Consider the following 25656-nt stretch of genomic DNA (forward strand, 5'->3'; position numbering starts at 1 on the left):
CGCGGAACTACCGGCGGGAACTGAAGTTGTACACGCCACTGCCGACAGCATAGACCTCTGTCTGATCGCGCCTGCCAAGATACCTCACACCAGGTGCCATCGCTGCTTGCACACCGCTCTCAAGGACTGTCGCTGAGGCGTCAACCGGTACGTGCACTTCCGCTTCTGCGCCGACCGGGACTTCCACCTCAAGTGTGAAGTCCGTTCCCTGCCGGTGCCATGCGGACCGGATGCGTCCCCTCACAGTTTCGATGCTGACGCGCACCCACGACAGCGGATCGGTCACGGTTGGCTTCACCATGAATCTGCGATAACCGGCTCCCACCGGTTGTATGCCGCCGAAGCGCGAGTACAACGTTGCCGATGCGCCGCTGAACATGGCGTGATTGTGCGAGTTCATTCCTCCCACGGGATCCCACTGTTCCCAGGTGGTCGTGGCGCCAAGTCGGACCTGATGACCGAACCCGGGGTAGGTGTCATTCGTGAAGACCCGCACCGCCAGATCGCCATACCCGTGATCGCACAGGACATCGCCGATGATCTCCGTGCCGGTGATGCCGGTGTCGAGATGGCCGTCATTGTCCACGACGATCGTCCGCGCCAGATGATCTGCGATCTTCTCCCTGCGGTCGGGTGGCGCGATGTGCAACGCCAGTGGGAGGATGTCCTCGGTCTGCGAACCGTTGCCATAGGTGTCCTGGTCAGGATGGAAGAACGCGGCGTTGTATGCGAGACGGATCGCCTCGGCCAATGCACGATACGCTGCCGCACCCGATGTGTCGCCCAGCACCGACGCAGCGTTCGCCACGGCATCCGCGCATTGGAAGAACACGGCAGTGTTCACCGGAGCCACGTTGCTGAAATACGATTCCCATGTCCCCTTGTTCGGTGCGCACAAGTCGCCATAGCCTCCACGATAGATCAGATCGGGAGTGCGCCGTGCGATGGTATCCACGTATGCCCGCATCGTGGCATAGTTCTCACGGAGGATGGCGGTGTCCCCATAGCACCGGAACAAACGCCATGGCAGCAGCACCTGATCTCCGTCCCAATCCGGATTGCCATACACACCCCGGCTGTTCCTGAGCCAGGTGCGGTAGTAGCGGTACATGGGGAAGAGATACATCGCGGCGTCTTCGTAGACGCGGGAATCCATGGAGCATGGTGTCCGTTCGTTCCGCATCGGACAGTCGGTGGGGAAGGACATGAAATTGCTCACCATGCTCCACCGGAAATTCTGCGCCACCCGGTTGAGCATCGTGTCCGAACACGTGAACGAGCCCTCGTTGCCGAAGTCGGCGTGCACCACGCGGCCTTCGACCATTGCAGCCGTTGGTTTGTTGCGTGGCCCGGTGATCTCCACATACCGAAAGCCGTGGTAGGTGAACCGTGGTTCGTAGCTTTCCGTCCCCTCGCCCTTGAAGACGTAGATGTCCGTTGCTCGTGCGATGCGATTGGTCCAGGGGTCGATCATGCCCGTGGAATCGATCAGTTCGCTGTAGTGCAACCGCACGGTGTCGCCCCGCTGTCCCTGCATGTGAATGCGTACCCAGCCGGCGAAATTCTGCCCCATGTCGGCAACGAACACGCCCGGCCGGGGTTCGGTGATGCTGACAGGCGTGATGGTCCGTATAACGCGGAGGGGAGGGAGCGTGTTGGCGACGAGGCGTCCACCCGGTGGCATGGCCACCACGACCGGTGTCCACGACCGGTCATCGAAGCCAAACGTGGTCCAGCCGTCCGGGTCCTTGCGGGCATCGTAGGTCTCACCGCTGTAGATGCCGCATGATGTGATCGGGCTTTCATGGGAACGCCACTGCCCGTCCGAGATGATCTCCTGGTACGAGCCATCCGCGAGATCGATGCAGATCTGGACGATGAACTGTTTGGAGCCTTCCCATTTCCAGCCCCACCTGGAATAGGAGGAATCGTATCCACCACCGAGCATGAGGCCCACAGCATTGCCGTGTTGCCTCAGGACCGCAGTTACATCATGGCTATCGTAGAAATTGAGGCGATCGTAGTGGGAGTTGGGCGGGGCCAGCACCTGATCGCCCACCTTGTGCCCGTTCAGATACAGTTCATGCCATCCCAGGCCGTAGACATACGCGGTAGCGCGCACGACCCTTGCGGGCAGGGAGAACTCGCGCCGGAAGAGAGGTGCGGCTGCGGTTTCCGCGGGCGCAGCCGAGATCCATCGGGCATGCCAGTCCGATGGATCCAGCAAACCCACCTGCCACCATCCCGGTTCGCTCCATGCCGACGGCCGGCCGGCCTCGTCCCACACGCGGACCTGCCAGAAGCACCGTGTGCCTGAGGAGAGCGGCAGACCCGCGTACATCACATCCGTGGAGTTCTCCGAAGACATTTTTCCGCTGTCCCAGAGGTCTCCGATACCACTCCGGAGTGAACTCTGGTCCCGGCTGACCAGTACCTGATATGCGCTCTGCCGCGTGCCGCGCTGCTCCGATCTCAGGACCCATCCGAGCACCGGCTTCGGGTGATCAACGGCAATGGGGTTGACGGCGTGGTCGCAGGAGAGTCTGGCGACCCGAAGGGGAGAGGGCGCGGTGGCCGCGCCGGCCGGGGCGGCCATGACCAGACAGCACAGCGCGACGGCAAGCGAACCACGTCGGTGTATCGATTTCATATGGGTCCTGAGTAACAGCGAAGTGCCTGAGGAACAGCCCGGTGGGGATCCCGGACGATCGTTCCATGAAAGTAGAGAAAGGGGGAGAGAGATACAACGGCGCCCCGGCGCGCCTCTTGACAATGCGGGTGGATGAACCTACCTTTTTTACTCCTGTCCTGAACGGTCAATAATTGTAAGGCGTGATCCATGCTGTACACTATCCCTGCGGTTGTCCTGGCGGTCGGGTTGTTCGTCGGCATCAACCTGGCCTACATGGCCGGGCTCAAGGTGCGCAACTACCGGATCAAGCATGACCCTGCATTCGAACCAGGCGGCCTGGGGCCACTCGAAGGGGCGCTGCTGGGGCTGTTTTCTGCTGCTCCTCGCATTCACCGTCAATCAGTCGGCAACGGATTTTGCACGTCACCGGGACCTGCTCGTGACCGAGAGCAATGCCATCGAAACGGCGATCTGGCGGGCGGATCTGTACCCCGATTCATTGCGGGCGTTGTTCCGCGCAGACTTCAAGGAGTATATCGAGACGAGGGTTGCCTATTACGAAGCGCAGACGGATGAGGACCTGATCAGAGCCGCGCGTCAGCAGGCTGACGCGATGGCGGGCAGGATCTGGCGCCGCGCGGCGGAGGCCGCACGCTCGAGCGGGGAGTCGCTGCGGTCCAGCCAGATGCTTCCCGCGATCAATGCCGTGATCGATGCGGAGGCACGGCGTGAGGATGCGCGCAGGGGACACGTCCCCGATCCGATCCTCGCCTTGCTTTTCGTGCTGTGCTTTGCCGGCAGCTTCATCGTGGGGTATGCGAACAAGTCAAGGAAGATCGACTGGGTCGTGCTCCTGAGCTATTCGCTGATGACCGTCATGACCGTGTACATCATCCTGGACCTCGACCGCCCGCGGCGCGGGCTCATCGAGACCAGTGCTGCACATCAGAACTTGTTGTCGATCTACGAAGAACTCGAAGGGTCCGGCCGCTAGAGCGGCCGATGGCGTCGCGCTGGAAGAGGTGGTGGACCAACGAAGTGAGTTCTGGCGCAGGCGATCCGTTTTTCGTTGACAAAACGTACCACTCGGGGTATATTGCGTTGCAGATGCCCGTCCTGTATCTGTTGTGAATCTTCAGCAACGGTTGGGGTTACTCACGCGGAGTCCGGGGTGTGTCGCGAATGTGCACCCCACAAACCATCACTCCGATCTGTTGGAGACGATGCCCTCCGCTGTGTCTGTCCGGCCACATCCCATCGATCCACGCACATCGAAACTCCAGCAAGGAAGTAGCACGTCATGGCCGATCCCACCCAGAAGACCCTCCTCCTTGTCGAGGACGAAGTCCTCATTGCACAGGCCGAGCGGTTGGCGCTTGAGGGCTATGGCTACAGAGTCCTGATCGCGGGCACCGGTGAGAAGGCGATCGAGATGGTACGGGTAACTTCCGGTATCGATCTTGTCCTCATGGACATCGACCTTGGACCGGGGATCGATGGCACAGAGGCTGCTGCCCGCATTCTGAAGGACCACGACCTGCCGGTCGTCTTCCTTTCCTCGCATACGGAACCTGTCGTCGTGGAGAAGGTGGAACGGATCACCTCCTACGGGTATGTCGTCAAAGACTCAAGCTACGTTGTCCTCAACGCGTCGATCCGTATGGCGTTCCGGCTCTTCGAGGCAAATCGTGCGGTCCGGCTCTCCCACGAGACCTACAAAGGGATGATCAACAGCGTGACAGAAGCGATCTATGTGCAGGACGAGAGGGGCGTGTTCCTCGATATCAATGAACGATCGATGGACTTCTATGGTATTCCCGAGCACACAGGTCATCGGTCGCACACCGGACTTCCTTGCCGCGCCCGGCATGAACGACCTCGCCCAGCTCCCGGCCATCCATGCGCGGGCGTTCCATGGCGAACCACAGACGATCGAGTTCTGGGGCCGAAGGGCCGATGGTACCGCATTCCCGAAAGAAGTGACGCTCTCTCCCGGGACCTACTTCGGCCAGAAGGTCGTCATCGCGGTTGCGCGCGATGTCACGGGGCGTAAGGAGCGCGAACAGGAACTCCGCGCGACGGCCCAGCTCCTCCGGGAGCGCGAAGCATATTTGAAAGCGATCATCGAGAATTCGCTCGGCAGCATCTGGGCGATCGACCGGGAGTACAACATCCTGTACGTCAATGAACTCTTCGCCCGGGAATATCTCAAGACATTCGGTGTGCAACTCCGGGTCGGTGTGAATATCCTCGAGCTCTTGCCTGCCCCGTTGCGCGAGACCTGGAGGCAACGCTATGAACGGGCGATCAACAACGAGCATTTCGTCTTCGAAGATAAGGTCGAATTCGGGGGCGCAGGGATCTACATCGAGGTGGCCGTCAATCCGATCGTTGTCGATGGCCAGGTCGTCGGCGCGTCATTCTACGGCAGCGACATTACCGGGCAGACGCTGGCAAAGGGGCGTCTCCGTCACGAGACCCGGCTCCGTGAATTGCTGATCGAGCTTTCGACAGGTTTCATCAATCAGCCGTTGCACACGCTCGGCGCCACGATACAGGGTTCTCTTGCGAAGCTGGGGGAGTTTGTGGGCGCTGATCGCGCCTATGTGTTCGGATTCGATCGTGCCGCCTATTCCGGCAACAATACCTTCGAATGGTGCAGAGAGGGGATCACCCCCCAGATCGGCATACTGCAGCAGGTGCCGTTCAGCGTGGTCGATCCCTGGGTGCAGGCCCTTGACCGTGGCGAGATCGTGCATGTGCCGTTCGCCACGGACCTCCCGCCGGGCAGCCAGAGGGATCTCCTTGCGTCACAGGACATCAAGAGTCTCCTGAATATCCCGCTGATGAGGGGGGGCGCGTGCATCGGCTTCGTGGGTTTTGATTCGGTGCGGACGCCTCATACGTACTCCCGGGACGAGCAGATGCTCCTGCATGTCTATGCGGAGATGCTGGTGAACGTTCTGGATCGGCAGGACGCGGGAAGATCCTGCGCGAGAGCGAGGAGAAGCACCACAGCCTCTTCTCGCTCCTCCGGCTGATGAGTGATACGATGCCGGATATGCTCTGGGCAAAGGACCTGGACAAGCGATACATCTTCGCCAACACCGCCGTCTGCAAGCATCTTCTGAATGCGAAAGATACCTCCGAACCGATCGGCAAGACCGACATGTTCTTTGCGCTGCGTGAGCGGGCAAGCCATCCCAGGATGATCCCACCTGGCATACCTTTGGCGAGCTCTGCGCCGATTCCGACACGGTCACACTGAACAATATGAAGGAGATGCAATTCAACGAATACGGCAATGTCAAGGGGATCTTCCTGTATCTGGATGTCCACAAGGCACCACTGCTCAATGATGAAGGAACCCTCATCGGTGTGGTGGGGTCGGCACGGGACATCACGGCGCGCAAGCGTGCGGAAAAGCGGATCGATCAGCAATTGGCCGAGAACGTTGCTGATCAAAGAGGTCCATCATAGGATCAGGAACAACATCACCTCGATCGCCAGTCTGCTCACGATGCAATCCCGCTCGGTGACCGATCCGGCTGCGATCGCCATCCTGCAGGACGCGATCGCCCGCGTCAGCACGATGCGGGTCCTCTATGAGAAACTGCTCAACAGCACTGACCACGTTGCTGCGTCCGTGAAGCCGTTCGTGGAAGGGCTCGTCGGCGCGGCTGCCGCACTCTTCCCCGATGATCAGAGGATCAGGATCGCCACCCGGATCGACGATTTCGACCTCGGCTCAAAACAGCTCTTCCCGTTCAGGATCATCATCACCGAACTGCTGACCAATGCCTTGAAATATGCCTTCCGTGGGACGCGATGGCGGTGAGATCCTTATCCGTATCACGCGGGATGTCGGCCTGGTGACGCTCACCATGACGGACGATGGCATCGGCCTTCCCGGAGTCGCCGATCGCCCCGCGTCGGAAGGGTTCGGACTCTTCCTCGTCAACGTCCTCAGCGAGCAACTGGGAGGGAAGTTCGTCATGGAAAGCGGTGGAGGGGACGAAAGCGTGCTGACATTCAGCTGTTGACCACGAGATGCCTCCCGGCGTGTGCGGGAATCAAAATCCCACGAGCGGTGTTCTCGATACAACGGGGATCCCGCATCAACCGGATGCCCCGGAGAGGAACCCCGGGGGGTGGAAGACGGAGGGGCGGGGATGGTGCAGCAGGGGCCACACGGATCAGCAGGGAGGGAAGCACCGATGCTCATCGTTCGGGATGTGTTCACGGCAAAACCCGGTCAGGCGACCAAGCTCGCCCGGTTGTTCAGCAAAGTCTTCGGGAATGAACCCCAGGCGCGGGTCATGACCGATCTGATAGGGCCGTACAACACCGTCGTGCTCGAAATGACGGTGAAGGACCTTTCCGAGTTCGAGCGGCACATGGAGGAGTACCGGACAGGGAAGATGAACCCGACCATGGACCCGAAGGTCGCCGAGGAGATGTCCAATTACACCGAGATGTGGCAGACCGGGAGGCGGGAGGTGTTCCAGCTGCTGGAGTAGTTGCATGCGTTGCTTTCCCTCCTGGTAACCCGTAGATTCCTTCAGTATCCTGCCGTTCGCGGATCACCGGTGCCCCGTGAACGGCAGGATGAACGTATCCTCCATGTCCCCCGTCACCATGTCATCGCCATCCGTCGCGGAATACAGATCCCGCATCAACCGGGTGCTGCACTACGTCGAGCAGCACATCGCCGATGATCTTTCCCTCAGCGTGCTCGCGCGCGAATCCTGTTTCTCGCCGTTCCACTTTCATCGTGTCTTCCAATCGATCGTCGGCGAAACGCCCCTGAGCTTTGTGAAGCGTGTGCGCATTGAACGCGCAGCATCACTGCTCCTGGTGAGCCCGTCACGGTCCATCACCCAGATCGGTCTTGCATGCGGGTTCCCGTCGCCGGCCGCGTTCTCGCGCTCATTTCGCGAGCGGTTCGGTACGTCACCGCGTGCGTTCCGGACGAATCGCAAGAACTGCACAATCGATGGCAAGAACGGCAAAGACGCGGCCGAAGCCAATGCGTATCTTGCTCCTGTCGCCAACATCAGACAGGAGAGGCCTATGAATGTCACGGTGAAAGACGCACCATTGCGTCACGTTGCATACGTCGCCAACCTCGAGGGGTACGGCACGGAAGCGATCGGTAGGGCGTGGGATCGGCTCTGTTCCTGGGCCGGACCGCTCGGATTGCTTGATCGGGGTGAGATGATAGGTGTTTCATTCGACGACCCGGAGATCACACCGGTGAACAAGTGTCGCTACTATGCGTGTGTCTCGATCCCTGCAGACCTCGACCCGCCAGGAGACATCGGCGTGATGGATCTGCCGGGCGGAAGGCATGCCGTTGCACCCTTCGATGGGACGGCCGCGGAGATCCAGGGGGCGTACAAGGAACTCTATGAGGGGTGGCTTCCGCAGAGCGGGTTCGAGCCGTCCGATTCGCCCTGCTTCGAGATCTACCATTCGACTCCGGATGATGACCCCGAGGGGCATTTCGTGATGGACATCTGCATGCCTCTTCAAACCCTGGGGGGAGCGGACGATGAGAACGATAGATCTGAAGTTGAAGGTGAAGCCCTACTACACCCAGCGTCGTGGGATTGTATCCATCATCGATGTCCCTGCATTCACCTTTCTCATGGTGGATGGGGAGGGTGATCCGAACACGTCGCCCGCGTTCAGCGAGGCGTGCGAACTCCTTTTCTCGCTGTCGTACACGCTCAAGTTCATGTTGAAGTTGGACAAGAAGACGTATGACTATCCCGTGATGGGGCTCGAAGGGTTGTGGTGGACGAAGGATATGGCGCAGTTCTCACTCGACCGCAAGGACCTCTGGGAGTGGACGGTGATGATCCTCCAGCCGGAGGTCATCACGCCGGCGTTGCATGCCGAGGCTGTGGTGAAATTACGGAAGAAGAAGCCCCTTGCGTCGATTGGCCGGGAGCGGCTGGAGGCCTTCGAAGAAGGGAAGAGCGCTCAGATCCTTCACGTCGGCCCGTTCAGCACCGAAGGTCCGACGGTCGCGCAGCTGCACGACCATATTGCCCATGAAGGACTGCGCCTGCGCGGCAAGCACCATGAGATCTACTTCGGCGATCCGCGGCGTACCGCCCCGGAGAAATTGAAGACGATCATCCGCCAACCCGTGGTGTGACCTGGAATTTACGGGTGCACCGCCGTCTATAACGCCAGCCCCGCAAGGAATGTGAGCCGGTTCGGAGCGGGGCCGATCGCCGGAACAACACCGTTCGGCGTCAACGTGTCGATCAACCGCGGAAGAAGTGTTGCGAGGCGGGTCAGCGCAGCGTCATCGGTCAGGCCCGTCTGCATGGCGATGCCCTGCACCGCTGTTTCACCGAGACCCGTCCGGATCTGTTCCTTTGTCGCCGTATTGGCACCGGTGCCTATCCACGACCCCATGAGCTCGCCGAGCCCGGCTTCGTTGAACTGCGCTACGACACCGGCCAGCCCACCCGGGTGCCTGCCGATCATGTCCATGATGGCATTGTAGAGTGCGACCTGTGATGCGCCGCCACCCAATACCTGCCACGTGAGACTGTCGAGGAAACCCATTGCGATCCCTTTATGGCCGGTTGCGGCCTCAACCATCATAGTATTCGTCTGCTCGCCTCTGAATCGAACAACCTGTCCGAAGTCCGATCGGGCGATAGGAATACGCTTGCCAAAGTCGTGCCACGGTCCGGACGAGCGTGATCGTTCTTTTCACCTGTGATTCAAGGTGATTGCGGGGTGGCCTCATGTCGCGGCCGCGATGCTCACGGGTGTCTCACGACATACCGTGGAGCCGCGAGAGGCAGAGGGCGTCCCGGGGCCGGTGGGTTCTCCTGATCCGTTTGGATATTCGTACCCTCCATCGTATCTTTGTGAACCTCGTTCGTTGGTCCTGGTTATCCACGCCCTGGGCGGCCAGGTCATCATCACTGCCTGAGAGGTTACCCCATGCATACCATCCTCGGCTCTGGCGGAGCCATTGGCACCGAACTCGCCCGGGCCCTTGCGGACCATAAGAAGAGTGTACGGCTTGTGAGCCGTAACCCGAAGTCCGTGAATCCCTCCGATGAACTCTGTCAGGCCGACCTTCTGGATCCGGCGCAGGTGGACCGGGCAGTGAAGGGGAGCGAGGTGTGCTATCTCACGATCGGGTTGCAGTATGCGGCGTCGGTCTGGAAGGTTCAATGGCCCGCCCTGATGACGAATGTGATCGATGCCAGCGCGCGGTACGGTGCGAAACTGGTCTTCTTCAGCAACGTGTATTCGATCGGCGGCGATAACGTCAGGAGGATCACGGAGGATTCGCCCGTCAGCCCGACAAGCCGGAAAGGCGAGATCCGTGCGGGGGTCGAGCGGATGCTGCTTGATGCGGCTGACAAGGGGCGCGTGCGGGCGATCATTGCACGGGCACCCGACTTCTACGGTCCGGTGAAGCATACCAGTGCGCTGATGATCATGGTGTACAGCAATCTGGCCGCCGGAAAAAAGGCCCAATGGTTCTGCAATGCCAACGTCGTGCACACGATGGGATATACGCCTGAGCTTGCGCTCGGAACGGCACTCCTGGGTATCTCGGATGATACCTACAACCAGATCTGGAACCTGCCTGTGGACTCCGGGGTGCTGACCGGCAAGCAATGGGTGGCGTTGTTTGCCCGAACACCTCAAGGCCGAGCCAGCATTACAGGTCATCCCTGCGTGGGGAGTACGGGCCCTCGGACTCTTCATGCCTGTCCTCAGAGAGAGTGCGGAGATGCTGTACCAGTATGACCGCGAGTACGTGGTGGATTCGTCGAAGTTCAACAAGCGGTTCGGGTATGTGCCGAGGACGAATGAAGAAGGAGTGCGCGAAACGCTGCGGCGCCTCGGGCATCAGCTCTGATAGCACTCCCCGGGATATTCCACAGCGTTCGCGTGCGCGCTCATCGGAGGCCACGTCCACGCTCATGGCCGGGGACTTGAATATCAGATAAAAATGTCTGATATTGACAGCGTGAACCTTTGCCCGGAGGTGGCCCATGCACCCGTCCCTTGTTGACCGATCCCGCGCGGTTCTCCGCGCGCTGCTTCCGCCGCCCCAGTGGAAGCTTCCGGTGATCCTTTCCCTCGGCGTCCTGTGCGGCATCGGGCTGTTCGTGCTCCATACATCGAACGCGACGTCCTACCTCTCCAGCGATCCCGTCACCTGCGTGAATTGCCACGTGATGTCGCCCCAGTACGCAACGTGGCAGCACAGCAGTCACGGGAGATTCGCCACATGCGTCGACTGCCACGTGCCGCACGACAATGTCTTCCGCACCTACGCCTTCAAGGCCCAGGATGGGATGAGGCACGCCTACGTGTTCACATTCCGGCTCGAACCCCAGGTCATCCAGATACGTGAAGCAGGCAAGACCGTCGTGCAGGAAAATTGCATCCGATGCCACGAGCATCTCCTTGACCGCGTGGCAGTCGGTACCGTGACCTTCGATGGTTCCCGTCATGGCCAGGGCTTGCTGTGCTGGAGCTGTCACAGGGAGACCCCCCACGGCACCGTGAACAGCCTCGCCTCCGCGCCGTACGCACGGGTGCCCCGATTGTCGCCTGTCGTCCCGCCATGGCTTGTAGGCGGCGCAGGGCAGGAGAGGAAATGAAATGATGTCATTGATCCATTCATGGAGGTAGATATGTCGACGCTCAGGGATTTGGTCAGAATGAAGCCATGGACGGGCTGGGTGTTGTTCGCGGCCACGGTGGCCGTCGTGTTCCTTGCGGGACTGTTCGGTGCTTCGATCATCGAGCGCCGCGCTGAACAGGGGATCCAACTCCAGCCGGTCCGCGCCATCCCCGAGTGGGAACCGAGGAACAGCGTCTGGGGCGAGAACTATCCGCGCGAATATGAATCCTACATCGCCACGCGGGACACGGGGTTCTCGAGCAAATACGGAGGGTCACGGATGCGTGATATCCTTGCCGAGGACCCCCGGCCGGTGATCCTCTGGGCCGGGTACGCGTTCTCACGCGACTACAACCAGGCGCGGGGACACTACTATGCCATCGACGACATCCGCAAGACGCTCAGGACCGGAGTTCCTCAGCCGGCCACCTGTTGGACCTGCAAGAGCACCGATGTTCCGCGCGTCATGAGCAGGATGGGGGCCGCGGCGTTTTATAAGTCGTCATGGGCAGACCTTGGCCCGGAGATCGTGAACCACATCGGCTGCCAGGACTGTCACGACCCGAAGACCATGAATCTCCGGATCACGCGGCCTGCCCTCGCCGAGGCATTCCAACGGCAGGGAAAGAGTATCGAGGAGGCGACGCACCAGGAAATGCGTTCGCTCGTGTGCGCACAGTGCCATGTCGAGTACTACTTCAAGGGGAAGACGGAGAAGTATCTGACCTTCCCATGGGACAAAGGGTTCTCGCCAGATGCGATGGAGGCATACTACGACTCCATCGGCCATGTGGATTTCATCCATGCCCTGAGCCGCACTCCTGTGCTGAAGGCCCAGCATCCGGACTACGAGTTGTTCCGTACGGGGATCCATGCGCAGCGCGGGATCTCCTGCGCCGATTGCCATATGCCGTACAAGAGTGAAGGGGGCGTGAAATTCTCCAACCACTGGATGCGGAGCCCACTGGCAAATATCGCCGGCTCCTGCCAGGTATGCCACCGCGAGTCGGAAGAGGAACTCACACGCAACGTCAATGATCGGCAAGACCGTGTCCGGGAACTCCTGATGCTCGCCGAGGATGCGCTGGTGCGGTCGCACCTGGAGGCCGAGTATGCATGGAAGAAAGGCGCCACGGAGGATGAGATGAAGCCCGTCCTCACGCTGATCCGTCATGCCCAGTGGCGGTGGGACTGGGTGGCCGCCGCCAACGGTATGGGATTCCATTCGCCGGCGGAGGCGTTGCGGGCACTCGGGACCTCCATCCAGAAGGCGCAGGAAGCTCACGCAGAACTCGTGCGCATTCTTGCCCGCCGGGGAGTGCTCGAACCTTTTGCCCTTCCCGATGTTGCGACCAAGGAGAAGGCCCAACGGTACATCGGTCTGGATATCGCCGGGGCACGGGCAGAAAAGGACGCGTTCGAGAAGAACGTCCTCCCCGTCTGGGACGCACGGGCACGTGAACGCGAAGCGGGGTATACCGGAGAGAGGTAGGGGAACGAGGACGATCCCCGCGCAGAGTGCCCGAACACACGAAGGCCCGCCCCGCAGAGCGGGACGGGCCTCGTTGCTTACGGTACCTGACGACGTCCTATTTCATCAAGCCCTTCAGCAAAGACATACCTTGCGACATGAGGTCACCCTGCGGCAAGGCACCGTTCGGCGTCAGCTTGTCGATGACCTGGGGGAGGACCTTCGACAACTGCGACACGACATCGTCCTTCGACAGTCCGGCCTGCTGGGCGATCTGTCCGATGGCGTTGGCGCCGAGACCCTTCTGCAGCTGCGCGGGGGTGACGGGCATGTTGGCACCCGTGCCGACCCACGAGTTGATGATGTCACCCAATCCCGCACCCGAGAACTGCTGTACGAGTCCTGCGATGCCGCCTTCCTGGCTGCTGAGGACCTTCATGACTGCGCTAATGAGAGCGTCCTGGGATTTGCCGCCGCCGAGGACCTGATTGGTGATCGAATCGAGAAGACCCATGGTCGTTCCTTCCAAAGAGATATCTGTGTGTATTGATTGAGTTCGGCGAGGACGCCGCCATGTGGGCGGCGCCCCACCGGCACATCTTACTTCACGCGGAAGAACTCGATGCGGCGGTTCTTCGCGCGGCCTTCCGGCGTACCGTTGTCTTCGATCGGGTGCTCTGCACCGAGGCCCTTCACGCCGATACGGGAGGCAGCAATGCCCTTGGCCACGAGCCACGCCTTCACGGCTTCGGCACGGCGCAGCGACAGCTTCTTGTTCGCGGCCGCCTTGCCGACGTTGTCCGTATAGCCGCGGATCTCGACAGCGATCTCCGCATTGTTGGCCAGCACGTCGTACGCCTGGTTCAGGGTCGCTTCGGATTGTCCTTCAATGACCGCCTTCGACGTCTGGAAGACGATGCCCTCGAGCACGATGGCCTTGCCGACTTCCACCGTCGGGACCACCGGCTTCGGAACATCGTCACCGGCAACGAGCGGATTCGAGCCGCGGGCAACTTCCGCGCCGTCGTTCACCGTGCCGCCATCCGTGTCAGCCTTCATCGGGTTGGTCTTGTGCGTGCGAACCTCAGCAGCGTCGTTGAGGCCATCGCCATCAGTATCGGCTTTCAGCGGATCGGTCTTCGTCGTGCGGACTTCTTCGGCATCGCTCAACCCATCGCCATCCGTGTCAGCCTTCAACGGATCGGTGCGCAGCGACGCAACTTCCTCGCCGTCGCTCAGGCCGTCACGGTCTGTGTCCTTCTCCACCGGGGAGGTGCGATACGTGATCACTTCCTCGCCGTCCTTCAGGCCATCGCCATCCGTATCGGCCGTGGTCGGACCGGTCTTGTACTTCACGACCTCTTCATAGTCGTTCAGCCCATCGCCATCGGTGTCGGCCAGGTCGATCGAGGTGCCGATGCGTTTCTCGTATCCGTTGGTCAGGCCGTCGCCGTCATTGTCGTCGTCATCGCTCGAACCGAGATAGTAGGCGAGACCGACACGTGCGGTCGGATACCAATCCGTTCCCAGCATGTTGTTGCTGCCCGTGGGCAGGAACTCTGTGGTGTTGTCCAGGATGCGTGCCCCGACCTCGGCCGACAGGGTGGCGGTCTTCGACAGCGCGAACTCGGCACCGACCCCGATCGGGACGTGGACGGAATGGAATGTGCCGTCGTTCGGGACTCCTGCGTCGCCTTCCGCTGTGCGCTCATAGTAGAACCCGCCGATGCCGGCATAGGCATACGGTGAGAAGGTGCTGCCAGGGGAGAAGTGCACCCACCCGATGACGTCCGCGGCGAGTCCGCTTGCCTTGATCGTTGAATGCTTCAGGACGAGATCCGCCGCATTGATCTTTCCGTTCTCCGAGCTCAGGGTCACATACTCACCCATGACGCCGAGGGAGAAGTGCCGGGTGATGTGGTGGCGGATGAAGATATCGCCGCCGATCGAGATCTTGCGCTGATCGAGATCATTGATCCACATGTTCGCTGCACCATGGAGTCCGATCGCCGTACGGCCGACCTGGTTGAAATCGCCGGGGCGCGGCGGAAGTGCTTCCTGCGACATCGCAACGTGCGTAGCGATGAGCAGAAGGAGTGAGAATCCGAATCGTTTCATGAAGAAGCTCCGTCGTGGTTGAGAAGTGTGTTGAGAGCTATTGCGAAGACCGTGCCAACGTCTCCATCCTGGAAAGCAACTGCAAATCCCCTGTCAGATACCCTCTGCGCAAGGAATCGTGACCGCACATCCTGTCACGCGCCGCCTCCTGTCCACGGTATGTCGTGGAGCCATGATGTGCTGTGGAGGTCTCGCGGGGAAGCGAAAGGCCCGTCCCGCGTTCACGGGACGGGCCTTGTTGCATGCATCTCCCGACCATGTTCGGGATCACCCTGCGCCACCGTGATCACCCGGTGGTGCGGAGGTTACTTCACGCGGAAGAACTCGATGCGGCGGTTCTTCGCGCGGCCTTCCGGCGTACCGTTGTCCTCGATCGGGTTCTCGGCACCCATGCCTTTGACGCCGATGCGGGAGGCAGCGATGCCCTTTGCGACGAGCCAAGCCTTCACGGCTTCTGCACGGCGCTGCGACAGCTTCTGGTTCGCGGCGGCCTTACCGACGTTGTCCGTGTAGCCGCGGATCTCCACGGCGATCTCCGGATTGTTGGCCAGCACGTCGTATGCCTGATTCAAGGTTGCTTCGGACTGCCCTTCGATGACCGCCTTCGATGTCTGGAAGACGATGCCTTCGAGCACGATCGCCTTGCCGACTTCCACCGTCGGCGCTGCCGCCTTCGGGACATCGTCTGCCGGGTCGAGCGGGTTGGAGGCGCGGGTGATCTCCGCACCGTCGTTCACGGTACCGGCATCGGTGTCGGCCTTGAGCGGATTGGTCTTGTGCGTGCGGAGTTCGGCCGCATCATTGAGGCCGTCGCCGTCCGTATCGGCCTTCAGCGGATCGGTCTTCGTCGTGCGGGCTTCTTCGGTGTCGGTCAGGCCATCGGCATCCGTATCGGCCTTCAACGGATCGGTCCGCAGCGACGCAACTTCCTCGCCGTCGCTCAGGCCGTCACGGTCCGTGTCCTTCTCCATCGGGGAAGTGCGATACGTGATCACTTCGTCCCCGTCCTTCAGGCCGTCCTCGTCCGTGTCGGCGGCGAGCGGCTTGGTCTTGTACTTCACGATCTCTTCGTAGTCATTCAGTCCGTCACCGTCCGTGTCCGCTTTGTCCATCGACGTACCGATGCTCTTCTCGTAACCGTTCGTCAGTCCGTCCCCGTCGTTATCGTCATCGTCACTGCTGCCGATGTACAGGGCAACACCAACGCGCGCGGTGGGATACCAGTCCATGCCGAGCGGGGGCTTCTTGCCGCCATCCGTGAGGAAGTCGGTCTTCTTGTCCATGATGCGCGCGCCGAGCTCGAAGTTGAATGCGCCGGCCTTCGAGAAGGCCCACTCGCCGCCGATGCCGACCGGGATGTGGATGGTGTGCTGGGTCTCGTTGTTCGGCACACCGGCTTCGCCTTCGGCGGTGCGCTCGTACCAGAACTGGCCGACGCCGGCATACAGGTACGGGGAGAACGTGCTGCCGGGACTGAAGTGCAGCCAGCCCATGACATCAGCGCTCCATCCTTCGGCCCTGATGAAGGAGTGGCTCAGAGCAACATCCGTCGGGACGATCGTGCTGTTCTTTGCCTTCAGCTTCGAATATTCGCCCATCACACCGAGAGAGAAGACGCGGGTGATGTGGTGACGGAGGAACAGGTCTGCTCCGCCCGTGACCTCTCGCTTGTCAAAGTTGTTCATCCACAGGTTCGCTCCACCATGGAAACCGACGGCCGTACGGCCGACGCGGTTGAACTTGCCGGGGGCCTGGGGGAGGACCTCCTGCGCCATCGCGGTATGTGCCGCGAGCAGCACCAGGAGTGAGTAGACGAGTTTTTTCATGTATGTACTCCGTCAATAGTGGAGAAAGTAGTGTGAATGGAGGACCGGGTGACCGGTGCCAACCGCATCATGGGCCGATCGGTGTTCCGTACATGTTCCCACGAAGCCAGGATTCGTCAGCGGGGAACGGTCGTTGAAGCATGGATCACCGGGGAAGGTTATACACCCTCTTGCGAATGGCATGCCAGAGTCACGCGGGTGGAGAACAGGAGTGCTAATCCCCTGCCGAATAACGCTTTAGTATGGTGGGAAGTTCCGCCAAAGCATTGGGAACAAGAGAAACCAGCCGTGATATATCGTGGGTCCACGATATACAGCGGTGGATTCGTGGTGGGAGGAAGAAGATCAGCCGGACCGTGGCCCTGTAGTGAACCCGGCTCTTCCCCTGGAGATCCCCAATTTTTTCATCCGGCTCCGCAGGGTGGCCGGTTTCAATCCCAGCCTCGCCGCCGCCCCATCAGGCCCCTCAATGACCCCTCCGCACTCTTCGAGGGTCTGCAAAAGATGGCGGCGTGCGACCTCGTCAAAGCTCGCCGACCTGTCCTCGCGGGACCGCACCGTTTCCACGAGTCCGAAGTGACTTGCCTCAAGCGTCGTGCCCTCACACACGATCATAGCGCGTTCGACGACATTCGCAAGTTCGCGCACATTGCCCGGCCAGCTGTACGTACTGAGCGCGCGGGCCGCGTCGGGATCGATCGATGTGATCGTGCGGTTCGTGCGGCGCGAGAACGTACTGAGGAAGTGGCGAGCAAGCAGGGGAACATCGTCCGTGCGTTCCCGGAGCGGTGGGACCCTCAGCGGGAAGACGTTCAGGCGGAAGAGAAGGTCCTCGCGGAACGTGCCTTTCTTCACTTCCTCCAGCAGGTTGCGATTCGTTGCCGCGATCACCCGGACGTTCACGGTGATCGCATCCGTTCCGCCGACCCGTTCGAATGTTTGCTCCTGCAGCACGCGCAGCAGCGTTGCCTGTGCGGGGAGCGGGAGTTCTCCGATCTCGTCGAGGAAGACCGTTCCGCCATCGGCGAGCTCGAAGCGGCCGATACGTTTGGCGAGGGCTCCCGTGAACGCGCCCTTTTCATGGCCGAACAATTCGCTCTCCACGAGTCCGGAAGGGAGCGCGGCACAGTTCACCGTGACCAGCATCGCATCCTTCCGGCTGCTCAGGCGGTGGATCTCCCGTGCGATGAGTTCCTTGCCTGTTCCTGTCTCTCCCGCGATCAGCACGGTCGTGTCCGTGACGGCCACTTTCCCGAGATCACGCATGAGCGCATTCATCGAAGGTGAAGACCATACGATCGCGGCACCGGGGAGGTTCGTTTGCAGCGCCTCCTGGAGTGAGTGGTTCTCCGATTCGAGCCGTGAAATGCGCTCTTCGGCACGCTTCTGTTCGCGAAGGTCGCGCCCGAGGAAGACCACGCCGTGAATGACATGCTCGCCGGCCCCCAGCGGCGACCGCGTGAAGCTCACGGGGATCATTACGCCATTCTGTGCGCGGCAGTGCCGCTCCACCGGTATGCCGTTCCCTCCCGATGCCGGGGGAACCGTCGGTTCATCCGGCAGCAGGAAGGTGATGGGCTTGCCGATCAGGTCCGGCGTGGCATATCCGGTCAACACCGATGCGGCACGGTTCACAGCACTGATGGTCCCCTCCGCCGAGGTGACGATCAGCATGTCCGCCATCGCGTCGAGGATGTTCTCGATGTAATCTTTGGATGCCGTCATCGCCTGGATGAGAAGCACCGCATCATTCGACGTCTGTGCCTTCCGCTGGATCTCCACCATCCACGGGGTCACATCTTCAATGGTCAGGACCAGCAGGGGATCACCGATGCCCGGGCCCGGAAGAATGCGCACATCCACGTACAGCGGCTCCGCCCCGGCACTGTGGCGCGCGATCGATCGCACGGTGCATGACCGGCGCACTCCCTGTGCGATGTGCAGGATCTCCTCTTCCGATCCCACGAGCTCCGGGAAGCCTTCACGCACATCGCTCCCCGGCACAACAGAGGAGGGGTCTGCCGCGAGGCCGGCTGCATGGGCCGAGATCTCCCGGATGCAGAAGTGCGTGTCGAACATCACGAACTCCGGTGACCCTCGTGTGAGCAGGTGGTCAGGTGACAATGCCATGACCGGTGTCCGTCAGGAAGTGGTGGGCGAGTGCAACGAACGCACCATCGACCCCGTCGCCGGTGCGTGCCGACGTATGGAACGTATGGAGCACCGCGTCCAGGTCGCGGAGCGATGCGGGGACGAGAACGTCCCGGTCATGGTCGAGATCGGACTTGTTCAGTGCGAGGAGAATGACGCCGTTCGGATTGATACGGAGGAAGTGGCGCGCATGACGGTCCAGCGCTTCGATGGTCTGTGGGCGCGTCACATCGCCGACAATGATGGCTCCCCGCGCACCTTTCAGGTATGCCGATGCGATCTCGCCGAATGACTCTCCACCCTCGAGGTCCCACAGCACGAGCTGGATGCCGTCGGGGTGTGCGTCTGCGTTCTCACAGGGTGGCACGTGCTTCCGGCTGATCTTGACGCCCACGGTGGTCAGATAGGCATCGTCGAACGAGCGGTCCACGAACCTGCGGATGAGGCTGGTCTTACCGACCGACATTTCGCCTATGATGCAGACCTTCGCGAGCATCATGGGGTCGGGCCGGAAGAAGGTGGAATGAGCGTGAACACCACGCACCTGTTCAGACTGTCCGCATACTGCACTTCAGTACCGGCCGGTGCCGCGCCGGCACCGGTGCTCACGAGGCGGCCGGCGGCGATGCCGCGGACGACCAATGCCGATGCTACGGCCTGCGCTCGCGACAGGGCGATCTTCTCCTTCGACCCGGGATCGCCGGCACTGTCGCTGTGGCCCGTGATCCGGACATGGATCCATGGCGCGCGTTGCATCAGGGCCGTCAACGACTCGATGGTCTGCATTGCTTCCGGCGTAAGTTCCGCCGATGCCCGGGAGAACAGGACCCTGTCCGCAACCGCTGGTGCGCCTGGCTGCAGCCGGTTCGTGATCTCACGAAGTCCGGGCAGCGAGGCGTATGCTTCGACGACACGCAGGGCGGTGGGTGCATCCGGGACCTGGCCACTGAGCGTCAGGGCACCGTCGCGATAGACGGCTTCGATGAGGACTCCGGGGATCCGGTTCAGTGCTGCTGCGATCCCTTCCGCCTGTGCGCCCGCCAGCTCCGGGAAGGGGGGTGGAGGTGGGAGCTCGATCTCATGTGTCATCGGTCCGCCCTGGGTGTATCGGCTGAGGAACTCCGTGATCGCCGAACGCCGGTAGGCATTCTCGGCATTCCCCTGGACGTGGATGTGTCCCTGCTCCACGCGCAGGGAAATGTTCCTCGATGTACCCGGGAATGCCCCTCCAAGAGCTGCACGCAGCCTGGCCTCCAGGTCCCGGTCCTGGCCGGTCCGGTACATCCATATGCCGGCCGGGATGAGCGCAGCGAGGAGAATGATCGCACCGATCCACAGCACTCCTGTGGGGGCCTTCCGTCGTGATGCCGTACCTGCCGGCAGAGGATGTTCCACGATCGACCGGAGCAGATCGACGACGTGCACGGGGATGCTCCCGGTGTCGCCGGAGAACGATTCCGGTGAGAATCCTTTGAGCTGGATGATCTCGGAGAGCGTGGTGCGGAGCCGTGAACGCACCGCGTCATCGGGGACGCCACGCACGACGGCCGCAAGATAGCAATAGCCCGCAACTTCAAGGATAAGGGTCGATTCGCCGTAGGAGATCTGATCCAGCTCCTGTGGCCGCCCCGGAGTTTGCATGGAATCGTTGAACAGGCTTCGGATCGCGGTGAGCATGCCCGAGAGCAGATCCGGATCGAGCAGGGGGATCTGGGGGCCTGTGCCTGTGCCATGACGAGTCCGGATGAGGCATGGATGAGAAATGCCGCATCGATATGCACGGGAACGGATTCGCGGAGAAGGAGTTCGGCCTCGGAGACGCCCGTCAGGCGTGCGCGGATCTTCCGCGTCAGCGAGCGGACACTGAGCCGGGATTCGATCCGCTCGTTCATCTGGCGGACGAGTGAAGCGAGGGTCTCCGAGACGTACTTTGAGATCGTGCTGCCGATGACCGGGTACAGAGCGTCGATCATGGCATCGCGTTCCCCGCGTACGGTCTCCTTGATCGCTGAACTCACGAGCGGCGCAAGGTCAGCGGAAGCCTGATCGGGTTCGACCGCATAGTAACGTGCGATCGCCTGCGTGCTGGTGGGGGCAAGGGCCGTTGCCAGTGCCGTGGCGCTGATCCGTGTGTTCTCGCGGATCGCGCGCTCCAGGACGGGCACGAGCGCGTTGAGGAGTGCCAACCGGAGTGGGGCATCCTCGCGTCCTGCCACATCCGCGAGGAGGGGTTCTATCAGCCGGGCAAGTTCCGCGGGATCATGGAGCTGGCGCCTGAGAGCGTCAAGATCGCCGGCGAGTTCGCGGAGAGACAGGGCTTCCGGGGCAAGGAGAAGCTCCCGGAGTTGATCATATTCTGTGGAAAGGGGGGGCACCCTTACGACCCTTCGCCCGGACGCATGGCATTGCTGAACTCTTCGAGCACAGCATCATTGCGCAGCTTCAGGGCCACCTCCTGCAGCAGTTCAGCGAGTCGCTCACGCGCCACGGTGGTATCGCGCAGGGCCGTGATGTTCCGCTCGAGCTCGCCCGCTAACTGTTCGCGGGTCGTCCGGAGGTCGTTCTGGAATTTCGTGCGTAGCGCAGCCAGTTCCTGGCGGTGGTCCTCCTGGACCGACGCTAATTCGCGCACCTTTGTCGCGAGCGCATCTTCGAGGTCCGCCCGGTTCTGCTGCATGGTCTTGGAAAGCCGTGCAACCTCGGCATTGATCTGCGAACGGATCTCGTCGAGATGCGTCGTCGTGTCGTCCTGGTGCCTGCGCAGGTCCGCCGCGAGCCGGTCATGGCGCTGGTCCATATCGCGCTTCTGCGGGCCCATGATGATGTCGCGGATCTGGTCAATATGATCCGGGTTGCGTTGCACTTCGTCGTTCGTCGGCTTTACCATGATGCCTCTCCCTTCAGGCGGAAAACTTGTCTGGATGCGAAAGCGGAATTCGCGAATATCAGCGGTCTATAATTGTAGAGAAAAACCACGATAGTATCAAGCATCGCCGGAGCTGTGCGTCACCTTATCCGGGAAATCCCCCCATTCCGGGCCACATCGACCGGTTCTGGAATCTGACCACCGGAATATGTACCTTGTGCGGGCAAAACGAACATATTCTTCATTCAACCGAGGTGAAGCGCATGCATGAAGTGACCCTTATCCCGGGAGACGGCATCGGGCCCAGTATCGCGGACGCGACCGTCCGGATCATCGAAGCCACGGGCGTGAAGATCCAGTGGGAAAAGGTGGAAGCGGGGATGGCGGGCATCGACAAGTACAAAGACCCGTTGCCGAAGCATGTCATCGACTCGATCGCGCGGACCCGGTGTGCACTGAAGGGCCCCTGACCACCCCGGTGGGGTCAGGGTTCCGGAGCGTCAACGTTGCCCTCAGAAAAGAGTTCGACCTGTATGCCAACGTCCGCCCCGCGCACACCTTCGAGGGGGTCCGTTCCCAGCATGAAGATCTGGATATCGTGACGGTCCGCGAGAACACCGAAGAGTTCTATGCCGGCATCGAACACTATATCGATCCGCAGCGGAGCGCGGCAGAGACGATCGGGATCGTGACACGCTCCGGGTCGGCGCGCATCCTCCGCTATGCCTATGAGTATGCCCGCAAGTACGGACGTAAGAAGGTCACCACGGTCCATAAGGCGAACATCCTGAAGTACACCGGCGGCCTCTTCCTCGATGTCTCACGCGAGATCGCGAGCGAGTATCCGGAGATCGAATCGAACGACCGCATCGTCGACAACATGGCGATGCAGATGGTGATGAACCCGCATCAGTTCGATGTGATCGTGACGACGAACCTGTTCGGCGACATCCTGTCCGATCTTGCCTCCGGACTCGTCGGAGGGTTGGGTCTCGCTCCCGGCGCGAACATCGGCTACACGGCATCGATCTTCGAGGCGGTCCATGGCAGCGCGCCGGATATCGCCGGAAAGAACATCGCGAACCCGTGCGCACTCGTGCTGGCGGGCGTGATGATGCTCCGTCACCTGAATGAGGCCACTGCCGCGGACCGGATCGAGAAGGCCGTGCGCGCCGTGGTCAAGGAAGGGAAGAATGTGACGCGGGATCTGAACCCCACGCAGCCCGTGGGCACGATCGCGATGGCCGATGCGATCATTGCGGAGATGGGTGCGTAAGGACATCGCCGTCAGGTGAGGCCCGGCGTACCGGAACGGATACGGCCTGCTGAACGGAAGGAAGGATCGCTCCTGCGTCACCGACGATGACGGTGGTCATCGTCGCCGGGTCCAGAAAGGTCCGTGCCACCCGCAAGACATCCTCGCGCGTCACCGCGCGCAGCCGCGAGAGATACGTCACGAAAGTATCTGCGGGCATATCATACAACTCCCGCACCTGCAGGGCCAGGGCCACCTGACCCGATGTTTCGAATGCCAGAGCGTACGCCCCGGCAAGGCTGTCGACAGCGAACCGGTGTTCATCTTCCGTGATCCCGCTCTCCCGCATCCTCTCCAGTTCGCCGAGGATCTCGCGTACGGCTTCTTCCGTCTTCTCGGTGTGGAATGCCCCGCCCGCGATGAACGGCCCTTCCGATCTGTAGGCCTGAAACGCTGACCATGCTCCGTACGTCAGCCCGCGTTTCTCCCGGAGGTTCGCATTGAGCCGGCTGTTGAACTGTCCGCCGAGGATCCTGTTCAGCACCAACGCCGCCTGATAGTCGGGCGCGTTCCTCCGGAGCGCGATCGCCCCCATCCTGATCTCCGACTGCACCGCGCCGGGCCGGTCCACGATCAGAACGTCGGGAGGGCGGGTGGAGAGCGCAGGGAAGGGCGGCACCTCCGTCTTCGCCGGGTTCAACCAGTCACCGAATTCCCTGGTGATGATGGACTCGAGCCGCGTCATCGAGAGATCGCCAACGCAGGCCACGAGCAGGTTTCCGGGAGCGATATGCGCGGACTTGAACGATGCGACATCCTCCGTCCCGATCCGCTGCAGGGAGAGTTCATTCCCCTCGGACTCGGTGCCGTACGGATGGATGTCACCGTAGATGGTCCTGTAGAAGACCGAACTTGCGATGTGCGACGGCCGGTCCTTCTGCTGGAGGAACGATGTGATCCGCTGTTTCCTGAGCCGGTCGACTTCCGTTGCAGGGTACGATGCATTCCTGAGAATGTCCGCCATCACGCCGGCCATCGCTTCGAGATGCGTCGTGAGCGTGGAGACGGAGAAGACCGTTCCGTCGTGCGTCACACTGGCCTGATAGTACGCCCCGGCGAAGTCGAACGCTTCCGCGATCGCGGCAAGCATGCGGGTGGGTGTGCCCGCGTCCAGCGCATCGCCCGCGAGTGTCGCGAGCCCTGCCTTGCCGGCCGGGTCGGCATTCGCCCCGGACCGGAAGACAAAGGAGAGATGGACCAGTGGGAGGGCGGTCCGTTCGACCAGGAGGAGGCGGATGCCGTTCCGGAGACGCGCTTCCTGAATGACCGGTATCATGCGCGCCCGTCCTTCTGCGGTACAACGGTGAGTGTGACCGCGGGGTGCGAGAGGACGCGATCCGCGCAGAGCCGTACCTCTTCCGGTGTGATGCCCAGGTATCGTTCGGGATAGGTGTTCAGCAACTGCGCCGACCCGCCCAGTGTATGATACGTTGCCATCGCATCGGCACGGTGCAGCATGCCGGAGAGCCCGTGGATGTGCTGGGAGAGGTTCATCGTGATGGACTTCTCGACCTCGCGTTGCTCCGGGCCATGGGCGAGGATCTCGTGAACAACGGCCATGGCCGACGCACGCACGTCGTCGATGGTGTGGCCGGTCCGCGGCGTGATCTGGATGACCAGGCGGCCGGTGCGTTCAAGGCCGTGGTGATAGGTGATCACCGACTGCGCGCATTGCTGATCCACGACCAGCGACCTGTACAAGCGCGAGTTCTTTCCGGAACTGAGGACATCGGTGAAGACATCGAGAAGGATATCCTCGCGCGTGTTCCAGGGGGCGCCATGCCATGCCATGTAGAGGCGGGGGAGCTGCACCGCATCCGGCAGTTCGATCGTGCGTGGCGATGCGAGCACGCCGGGCCCGATCGCCGGCCGCGGCGGTTCGCCATGCGATGGTATCGGACCGAAATATCGCTCGATCATTGCGCGGGCCTGTTCGGCCTGGAAATTACCTGCCAGCACCAGGCATGCGTTGTCCGGTGCGTAGTACGTGTGAAAGAAGGCCCGCACGTCGTCAAGGCTGGCGGCAGCAAGGTCGTCCATCGATCCGATCACCGGCCAGTGATGGGGATACCCGGGCGGATACAGTGCCGCCATCAGTGTTTCGTGCGCAAGCCCGTACGGCTGGTTCTCGTAGCTCTGCCGCCGTTCGTTCCGCACGACATCACGCTGGTTGTCGAGCTTCTCCTGGGAGAGTGCAGGCAACAGGGCACCCATCCTGTCCGATTCAAGAAAAAGCGCGAGCTCGAGCTGGTCGGCCGGCACGAGTTCGTAATAGTTCGTCCGGTCCTCATTGGTGGAACCGTTTACCTGTCCACCCACCGCCTGCAGCCGGTGGAAGTGCTCACCGTCCGGAACATGCTCCGACCCTTTGAACATCATATGTTCGAAGAGGTGGGCGAGGCCGGTGTGTCCGGGAGATTCGTTCTTGGATCCGACGTGATACATCACTTCGACGGCGACCACCGGGACGGAAGGATCGGGATGGAGAATGACGTGCAGTCCGTTGGAAAGGCGGTATTCGGTTATCGGGAGGTCGACGCGCAGTGTCTGCATGGCGCAATATCGCACTTTGTGGCGCGAAAAGCCACAATTGCATC

21 protein-coding genes and 4 pseudogenes are annotated in these 25656 nt (G+C 61.4%); 14 read left to right on the forward strand and 11 right to left on the reverse strand.

What is annotated here, in order from left to right:
- Nucleotides 1–7: 7 nt before the first annotated feature.
- A complete protein-coding gene (locus IPI01_18970; protein MBK7259840.1) occupies nt 8–2650 on the reverse strand; it encodes a family 78 glycoside hydrolase catalytic domain in 2643 nt (880 codons plus the stop codon).
- A 292-nt stretch (nt 2651–2942) separates the two neighbouring features.
- On the opposite strand from IPI01_18970, the gene IPI01_18975 reads away from it, so the two are divergent.
- The 9 genes and pseudogenes from IPI01_18975 to IPI01_19015 all read left to right on the forward strand — a co-directional run bounded on the left by IPI01_18975 (nt 2943) and on the right by IPI01_19015 (nt 8798).
- Nucleotides 2943–3626, forward strand: coding sequence for a hypothetical protein (locus tag IPI01_18975; GenBank protein MBK7259841.1), 684 nt, complete (start codon nt 2943–2945; stop codon nt 3624–3626).
- Between the two features lie 306 nt (nt 3627–3932).
- Nucleotides 3933–4316 (forward strand): annotated as a pseudogene (locus tag IPI01_18980) (response regulator).
- Nucleotides 4317–4440: 124 nt separating this feature from the next.
- Nucleotides 4441–5673 (forward strand): PAS domain S-box protein, encoded by a 1233-nt coding sequence (locus IPI01_18985; GenBank protein ID MBK7259842.1) that lies wholly within the window; start codon nt 4441–4443, stop codon nt 5671–5673.
- A pseudogene (locus tag IPI01_18990) lies at nt 5673–6112 on the forward strand (PAS domain-containing protein). Before IPI01_18985 ends, IPI01_18990 begins: the two are co-directional and overlap by 1 nt.
- Nucleotides 6087–6470 (forward strand): hypothetical protein, encoded by a 384-nt coding sequence (locus IPI01_18995; GenBank protein MBK7259843.1) that lies wholly within the window; start codon nt 6087–6089, stop codon nt 6468–6470. Before IPI01_18990 ends, IPI01_18995 begins: the two are co-directional and overlap by 26 nt.
- Nucleotides 6442–6675 carry a sensor histidine kinase gene (locus tag IPI01_19000; GenBank protein MBK7259844.1) on the forward strand — a complete coding sequence of 78 codons (234 nt, stop codon included), beginning with the start codon at nt 6442–6444 and terminating at the stop codon, nt 6673–6675. Before IPI01_18995 ends, IPI01_19000 begins: the two co-directional genes overlap by 29 nt.
- 174 nt (nt 6676–6849) lie before the next feature.
- Entirely contained in the window at nt 6850–7152 is a 303-nt protein-coding gene (locus IPI01_19005) for a hypothetical protein (protein MBK7259845.1), read from the forward strand.
- A 103-nt stretch (nt 7153–7255) separates the two neighbouring features.
- Entirely contained in the window at nt 7256–8302 is a 1047-nt protein-coding gene (locus tag IPI01_19010) for an AraC family transcriptional regulator (GenBank protein ID MBK7259846.1), read from the forward strand.
- Nucleotides 8187–8798, forward strand: coding sequence for a GyrI-like domain-containing protein (locus IPI01_19015; GenBank protein MBK7259847.1), 612 nt, complete (start codon nt 8187–8189; stop codon nt 8796–8798). Before IPI01_19010 ends, IPI01_19015 begins: the two co-directional genes overlap by 116 nt.
- 26 nt (nt 8799–8824) lie before the next feature.
- Here IPI01_19015 and IPI01_19020 read toward each other — a convergent pair whose 3' ends face one another.
- On the reverse strand, nt 8825–9256 hold the full coding sequence (locus tag IPI01_19020) for a DUF937 domain-containing protein (GenBank protein ID MBK7259848.1): 432 nt from the start codon (nt 9254–9256) through the stop codon (nt 8825–8827).
- Nucleotides 9257–9604: 348 nt separating this feature from the next.
- On the opposite strand from IPI01_19020, the pseudogene IPI01_19025 reads away from it, so the two are divergent.
- From IPI01_19025 to nrfA, 3 genes and pseudogenes are all read left to right on the forward strand, one after another.
- Nucleotides 9605–10538, forward strand: a pseudogene (locus IPI01_19025) (NAD-dependent epimerase/dehydratase family protein).
- A 136-nt stretch (nt 10539–10674) separates the two neighbouring features.
- Nucleotides 10675–11289, forward strand: a complete 615-nt coding sequence (gene nrfH, locus IPI01_19030; protein MBK7259849.1) for a cytochrome c nitrite reductase small subunit — start codon at nt 10675–10677, stop codon at nt 11287–11289.
- A 33-nt stretch (nt 11290–11322) separates the two neighbouring features.
- A complete protein-coding gene (nrfA, locus tag IPI01_19035) occupies nt 11323–12804 on the forward strand; it encodes an ammonia-forming cytochrome c nitrite reductase (protein ID MBK7259850.1) in 1482 nt (493 codons plus the stop codon).
- Nucleotides 12805–12901: 97 nt separating this feature from the next.
- Here the strand turns inward: nrfA and IPI01_19040 are convergent, their stop codons facing one another.
- The 6 genes from IPI01_19040 to IPI01_19065 all read right to left on the reverse strand — a co-directional run bounded on the left by IPI01_19040 (nt 12902) and on the right by IPI01_19065 (nt 20555).
- A complete protein-coding gene (locus tag IPI01_19040) occupies nt 12902–13297 on the reverse strand; it encodes a DUF937 domain-containing protein (GenBank protein MBK7259851.1) in 396 nt (131 codons plus the stop codon).
- An 86-nt stretch (nt 13298–13383) separates the two neighbouring features.
- Nucleotides 13384–14901 carry an OmpA family protein gene (locus tag IPI01_19045; GenBank protein MBK7259852.1) on the reverse strand — a complete coding sequence of 506 codons (1518 nt, stop codon included), beginning with the start codon at nt 14899–14901 and terminating at the stop codon, nt 13384–13386.
- 305 nt (nt 14902–15206) lie between these two features.
- Complete coding sequence (locus IPI01_19050) at nt 15207–16727, reverse strand: OmpA family protein (protein ID MBK7259853.1); 1521 nt, start codon at nt 16725–16727, stop codon at nt 15207–15209.
- A 345-nt stretch (nt 16728–17072) separates the two neighbouring features.
- Nucleotides 17073–18857, reverse strand: a complete 1785-nt coding sequence (locus IPI01_19055; protein ID MBK7259854.1) for a sigma 54-interacting transcriptional regulator — start codon at nt 18855–18857, stop codon at nt 17073–17075.
- Nucleotides 18841–19377 (reverse strand): GTP-binding protein, encoded by a 537-nt coding sequence (locus IPI01_19060; protein MBK7259855.1) that lies wholly within the window; start codon nt 19375–19377, stop codon nt 18841–18843. Before IPI01_19060 ends, IPI01_19055 begins: the two co-directional genes overlap by 17 nt.
- Entirely contained in the window at nt 19374–20555 is a 1182-nt protein-coding gene (locus IPI01_19065) for an OmpA family protein (protein ID MBK7259856.1), read from the reverse strand. The genes IPI01_19060 and IPI01_19065 overlap by 4 nt, the downstream gene beginning before the upstream one ends.
- Nucleotides 20556–20633: 78 nt before the next feature.
- Here IPI01_19065 and IPI01_19070 point away from each other — a divergent pair, with 78 nt between their 5' ends.
- Nucleotides 20634–20924 (forward strand): hypothetical protein, encoded by a 291-nt coding sequence (locus IPI01_19070; GenBank protein MBK7259857.1) that lies wholly within the window; start codon nt 20634–20636, stop codon nt 20922–20924.
- A 331-nt stretch (nt 20925–21255) separates the two neighbouring features.
- Here IPI01_19070 and IPI01_19075 read toward each other — a convergent pair whose 3' ends face one another.
- On the reverse strand, nt 21256–21765 hold the full coding sequence (locus IPI01_19075) for a hypothetical protein (GenBank protein ID MBK7259858.1): 510 nt from the start codon (nt 21763–21765) through the stop codon (nt 21256–21258).
- A 242-nt stretch (nt 21766–22007) separates the two neighbouring features.
- On the opposite strand from IPI01_19075, the pseudogene IPI01_19080 reads away from it, so the two are divergent.
- Nucleotides 22008–23020, forward strand: a pseudogene (locus IPI01_19080) (NAD-dependent isocitrate dehydrogenase).
- On the opposite strand, the gene IPI01_19085 reads toward IPI01_19080, so the two are convergent.
- Both IPI01_19085 and IPI01_19090 read right to left on the reverse strand, forming a co-directional pair.
- Complete coding sequence (locus IPI01_19085; protein ID MBK7259859.1) at nt 22998–24335, reverse strand: insulinase family protein; 1338 nt, start codon at nt 24333–24335, stop codon at nt 22998–23000. The pseudogene IPI01_19080 and the gene IPI01_19085 overlap by 23 nt on opposite strands.
- A complete protein-coding gene (locus tag IPI01_19090) occupies nt 24332–25612 on the reverse strand; it encodes an insulinase family protein (GenBank protein MBK7259860.1) in 1281 nt (426 codons plus the stop codon). The genes IPI01_19085 and IPI01_19090 overlap by 4 nt, the downstream gene beginning before the upstream one ends.
- Nucleotides 25613–25656 lie beyond the last annotated feature (44 nt).

It is taken from the genome of Ignavibacteriota bacterium, from assembly GCA_016707525.1.
Classification (GTDB): Bacteria; Bacteroidota; Ignavibacteria; order UBA10030; family UBA6906; genus JAGDMK01.

What these genes read in the sequence shown, in the direction of transcription:
- IPI01_18970 (MBK7259840.1), bottom strand. Translation starts at nt 2,650, where the DNA reads ATGAAATCGATACACCGACGTGGTTCGCTTGCCGTCGCGCTGTGCTGT.
- IPI01_18975 (MBK7259841.1), top strand. Translation starts at nt 2,943, where the DNA reads ATGACCCTGCATTCGAACCAGGCGGCCTGGGGCCACTCGAAGGGGCGC.
- IPI01_18985 (MBK7259842.1), top strand. Translation starts at nt 4,441, where the DNA reads ATGGTATTCCCGAGCACACAGGTCATCGGTCGCACACCGGACTTCCTT.
- IPI01_19000 (MBK7259844.1), top strand. Translation starts at nt 6,442, where the DNA reads ATGCCTTCCGTGGGACGCGATGGCGGTGAGATCCTTATCCGTATCACG.
- IPI01_19005 (MBK7259845.1), top strand. Translation starts at nt 6,850, where the DNA reads ATGCTCATCGTTCGGGATGTGTTCACGGCAAAACCCGGTCAGGCGACC.
- IPI01_19010 (MBK7259846.1), top strand. Translation starts at nt 7,256, where the DNA reads ATGTCCCCCGTCACCATGTCATCGCCATCCGTCGCGGAATACAGATCC.
- IPI01_19015 (MBK7259847.1), top strand. Translation starts at nt 8,187, where the DNA reads ATGAGAACGATAGATCTGAAGTTGAAGGTGAAGCCCTACTACACCCAG.
- IPI01_19020 (MBK7259848.1), bottom strand. Translation starts at nt 9,256, where the DNA reads ATGATGGTTGAGGCCGCAACCGGCCATAAAGGGATCGCAATGGGTTTC.
- nrfH (MBK7259849.1), top strand. Translation starts at nt 10,675, where the DNA reads ATGCACCCGTCCCTTGTTGACCGATCCCGCGCGGTTCTCCGCGCGCTG.
- nrfA (MBK7259850.1), top strand. Translation starts at nt 11,323, where the DNA reads ATGTCGACGCTCAGGGATTTGGTCAGAATGAAGCCATGGACGGGCTGG.
- IPI01_19040 (MBK7259851.1), bottom strand. Translation starts at nt 13,297, where the DNA reads ATGGGTCTTCTCGATTCGATCACCAATCAGGTCCTCGGCGGCGGCAAA.
- IPI01_19045 (MBK7259852.1), bottom strand. Translation starts at nt 14,901, where the DNA reads ATGAAACGATTCGGATTCTCACTCCTTCTGCTCATCGCTACGCACGTT.
- IPI01_19050 (MBK7259853.1), bottom strand. Translation starts at nt 16,727, where the DNA reads ATGAAAAAACTCGTCTACTCACTCCTGGTGCTGCTCGCGGCACATACC.
- IPI01_19055 (MBK7259854.1), bottom strand. Translation starts at nt 18,857, where the DNA reads ATGGCATTGTCACCTGACCACCTGCTCACACGAGGGTCACCGGAGTTC.
- IPI01_19060 (MBK7259855.1), bottom strand. Translation starts at nt 19,377, where the DNA reads ATGATGCTCGCGAAGGTCTGCATCATAGGCGAAATGTCGGTCGGTAAG.
- IPI01_19065 (MBK7259856.1), bottom strand. Translation starts at nt 20,555, where the DNA reads ATGCTCACCGCGATCCGAAGCCTGTTCAACGATTCCATGCAAACTCCG.
- IPI01_19070 (MBK7259857.1), top strand. Translation starts at nt 20,634, where the DNA reads ATGAGAAATGCCGCATCGATATGCACGGGAACGGATTCGCGGAGAAGG.
- IPI01_19075 (MBK7259858.1), bottom strand. Translation starts at nt 21,765, where the DNA reads ATGGTAAAGCCGACGAACGACGAAGTGCAACGCAACCCGGATCATATT.
- IPI01_19085 (MBK7259859.1), bottom strand. Translation starts at nt 24,335, where the DNA reads ATGATACCGGTCATTCAGGAAGCGCGTCTCCGGAACGGCATCCGCCTC.
- IPI01_19090 (MBK7259860.1), bottom strand. Translation starts at nt 25,612, where the DNA reads ATGCAGACACTGCGCGTCGACCTCCCGATAACCGAATACCGCCTTTCC.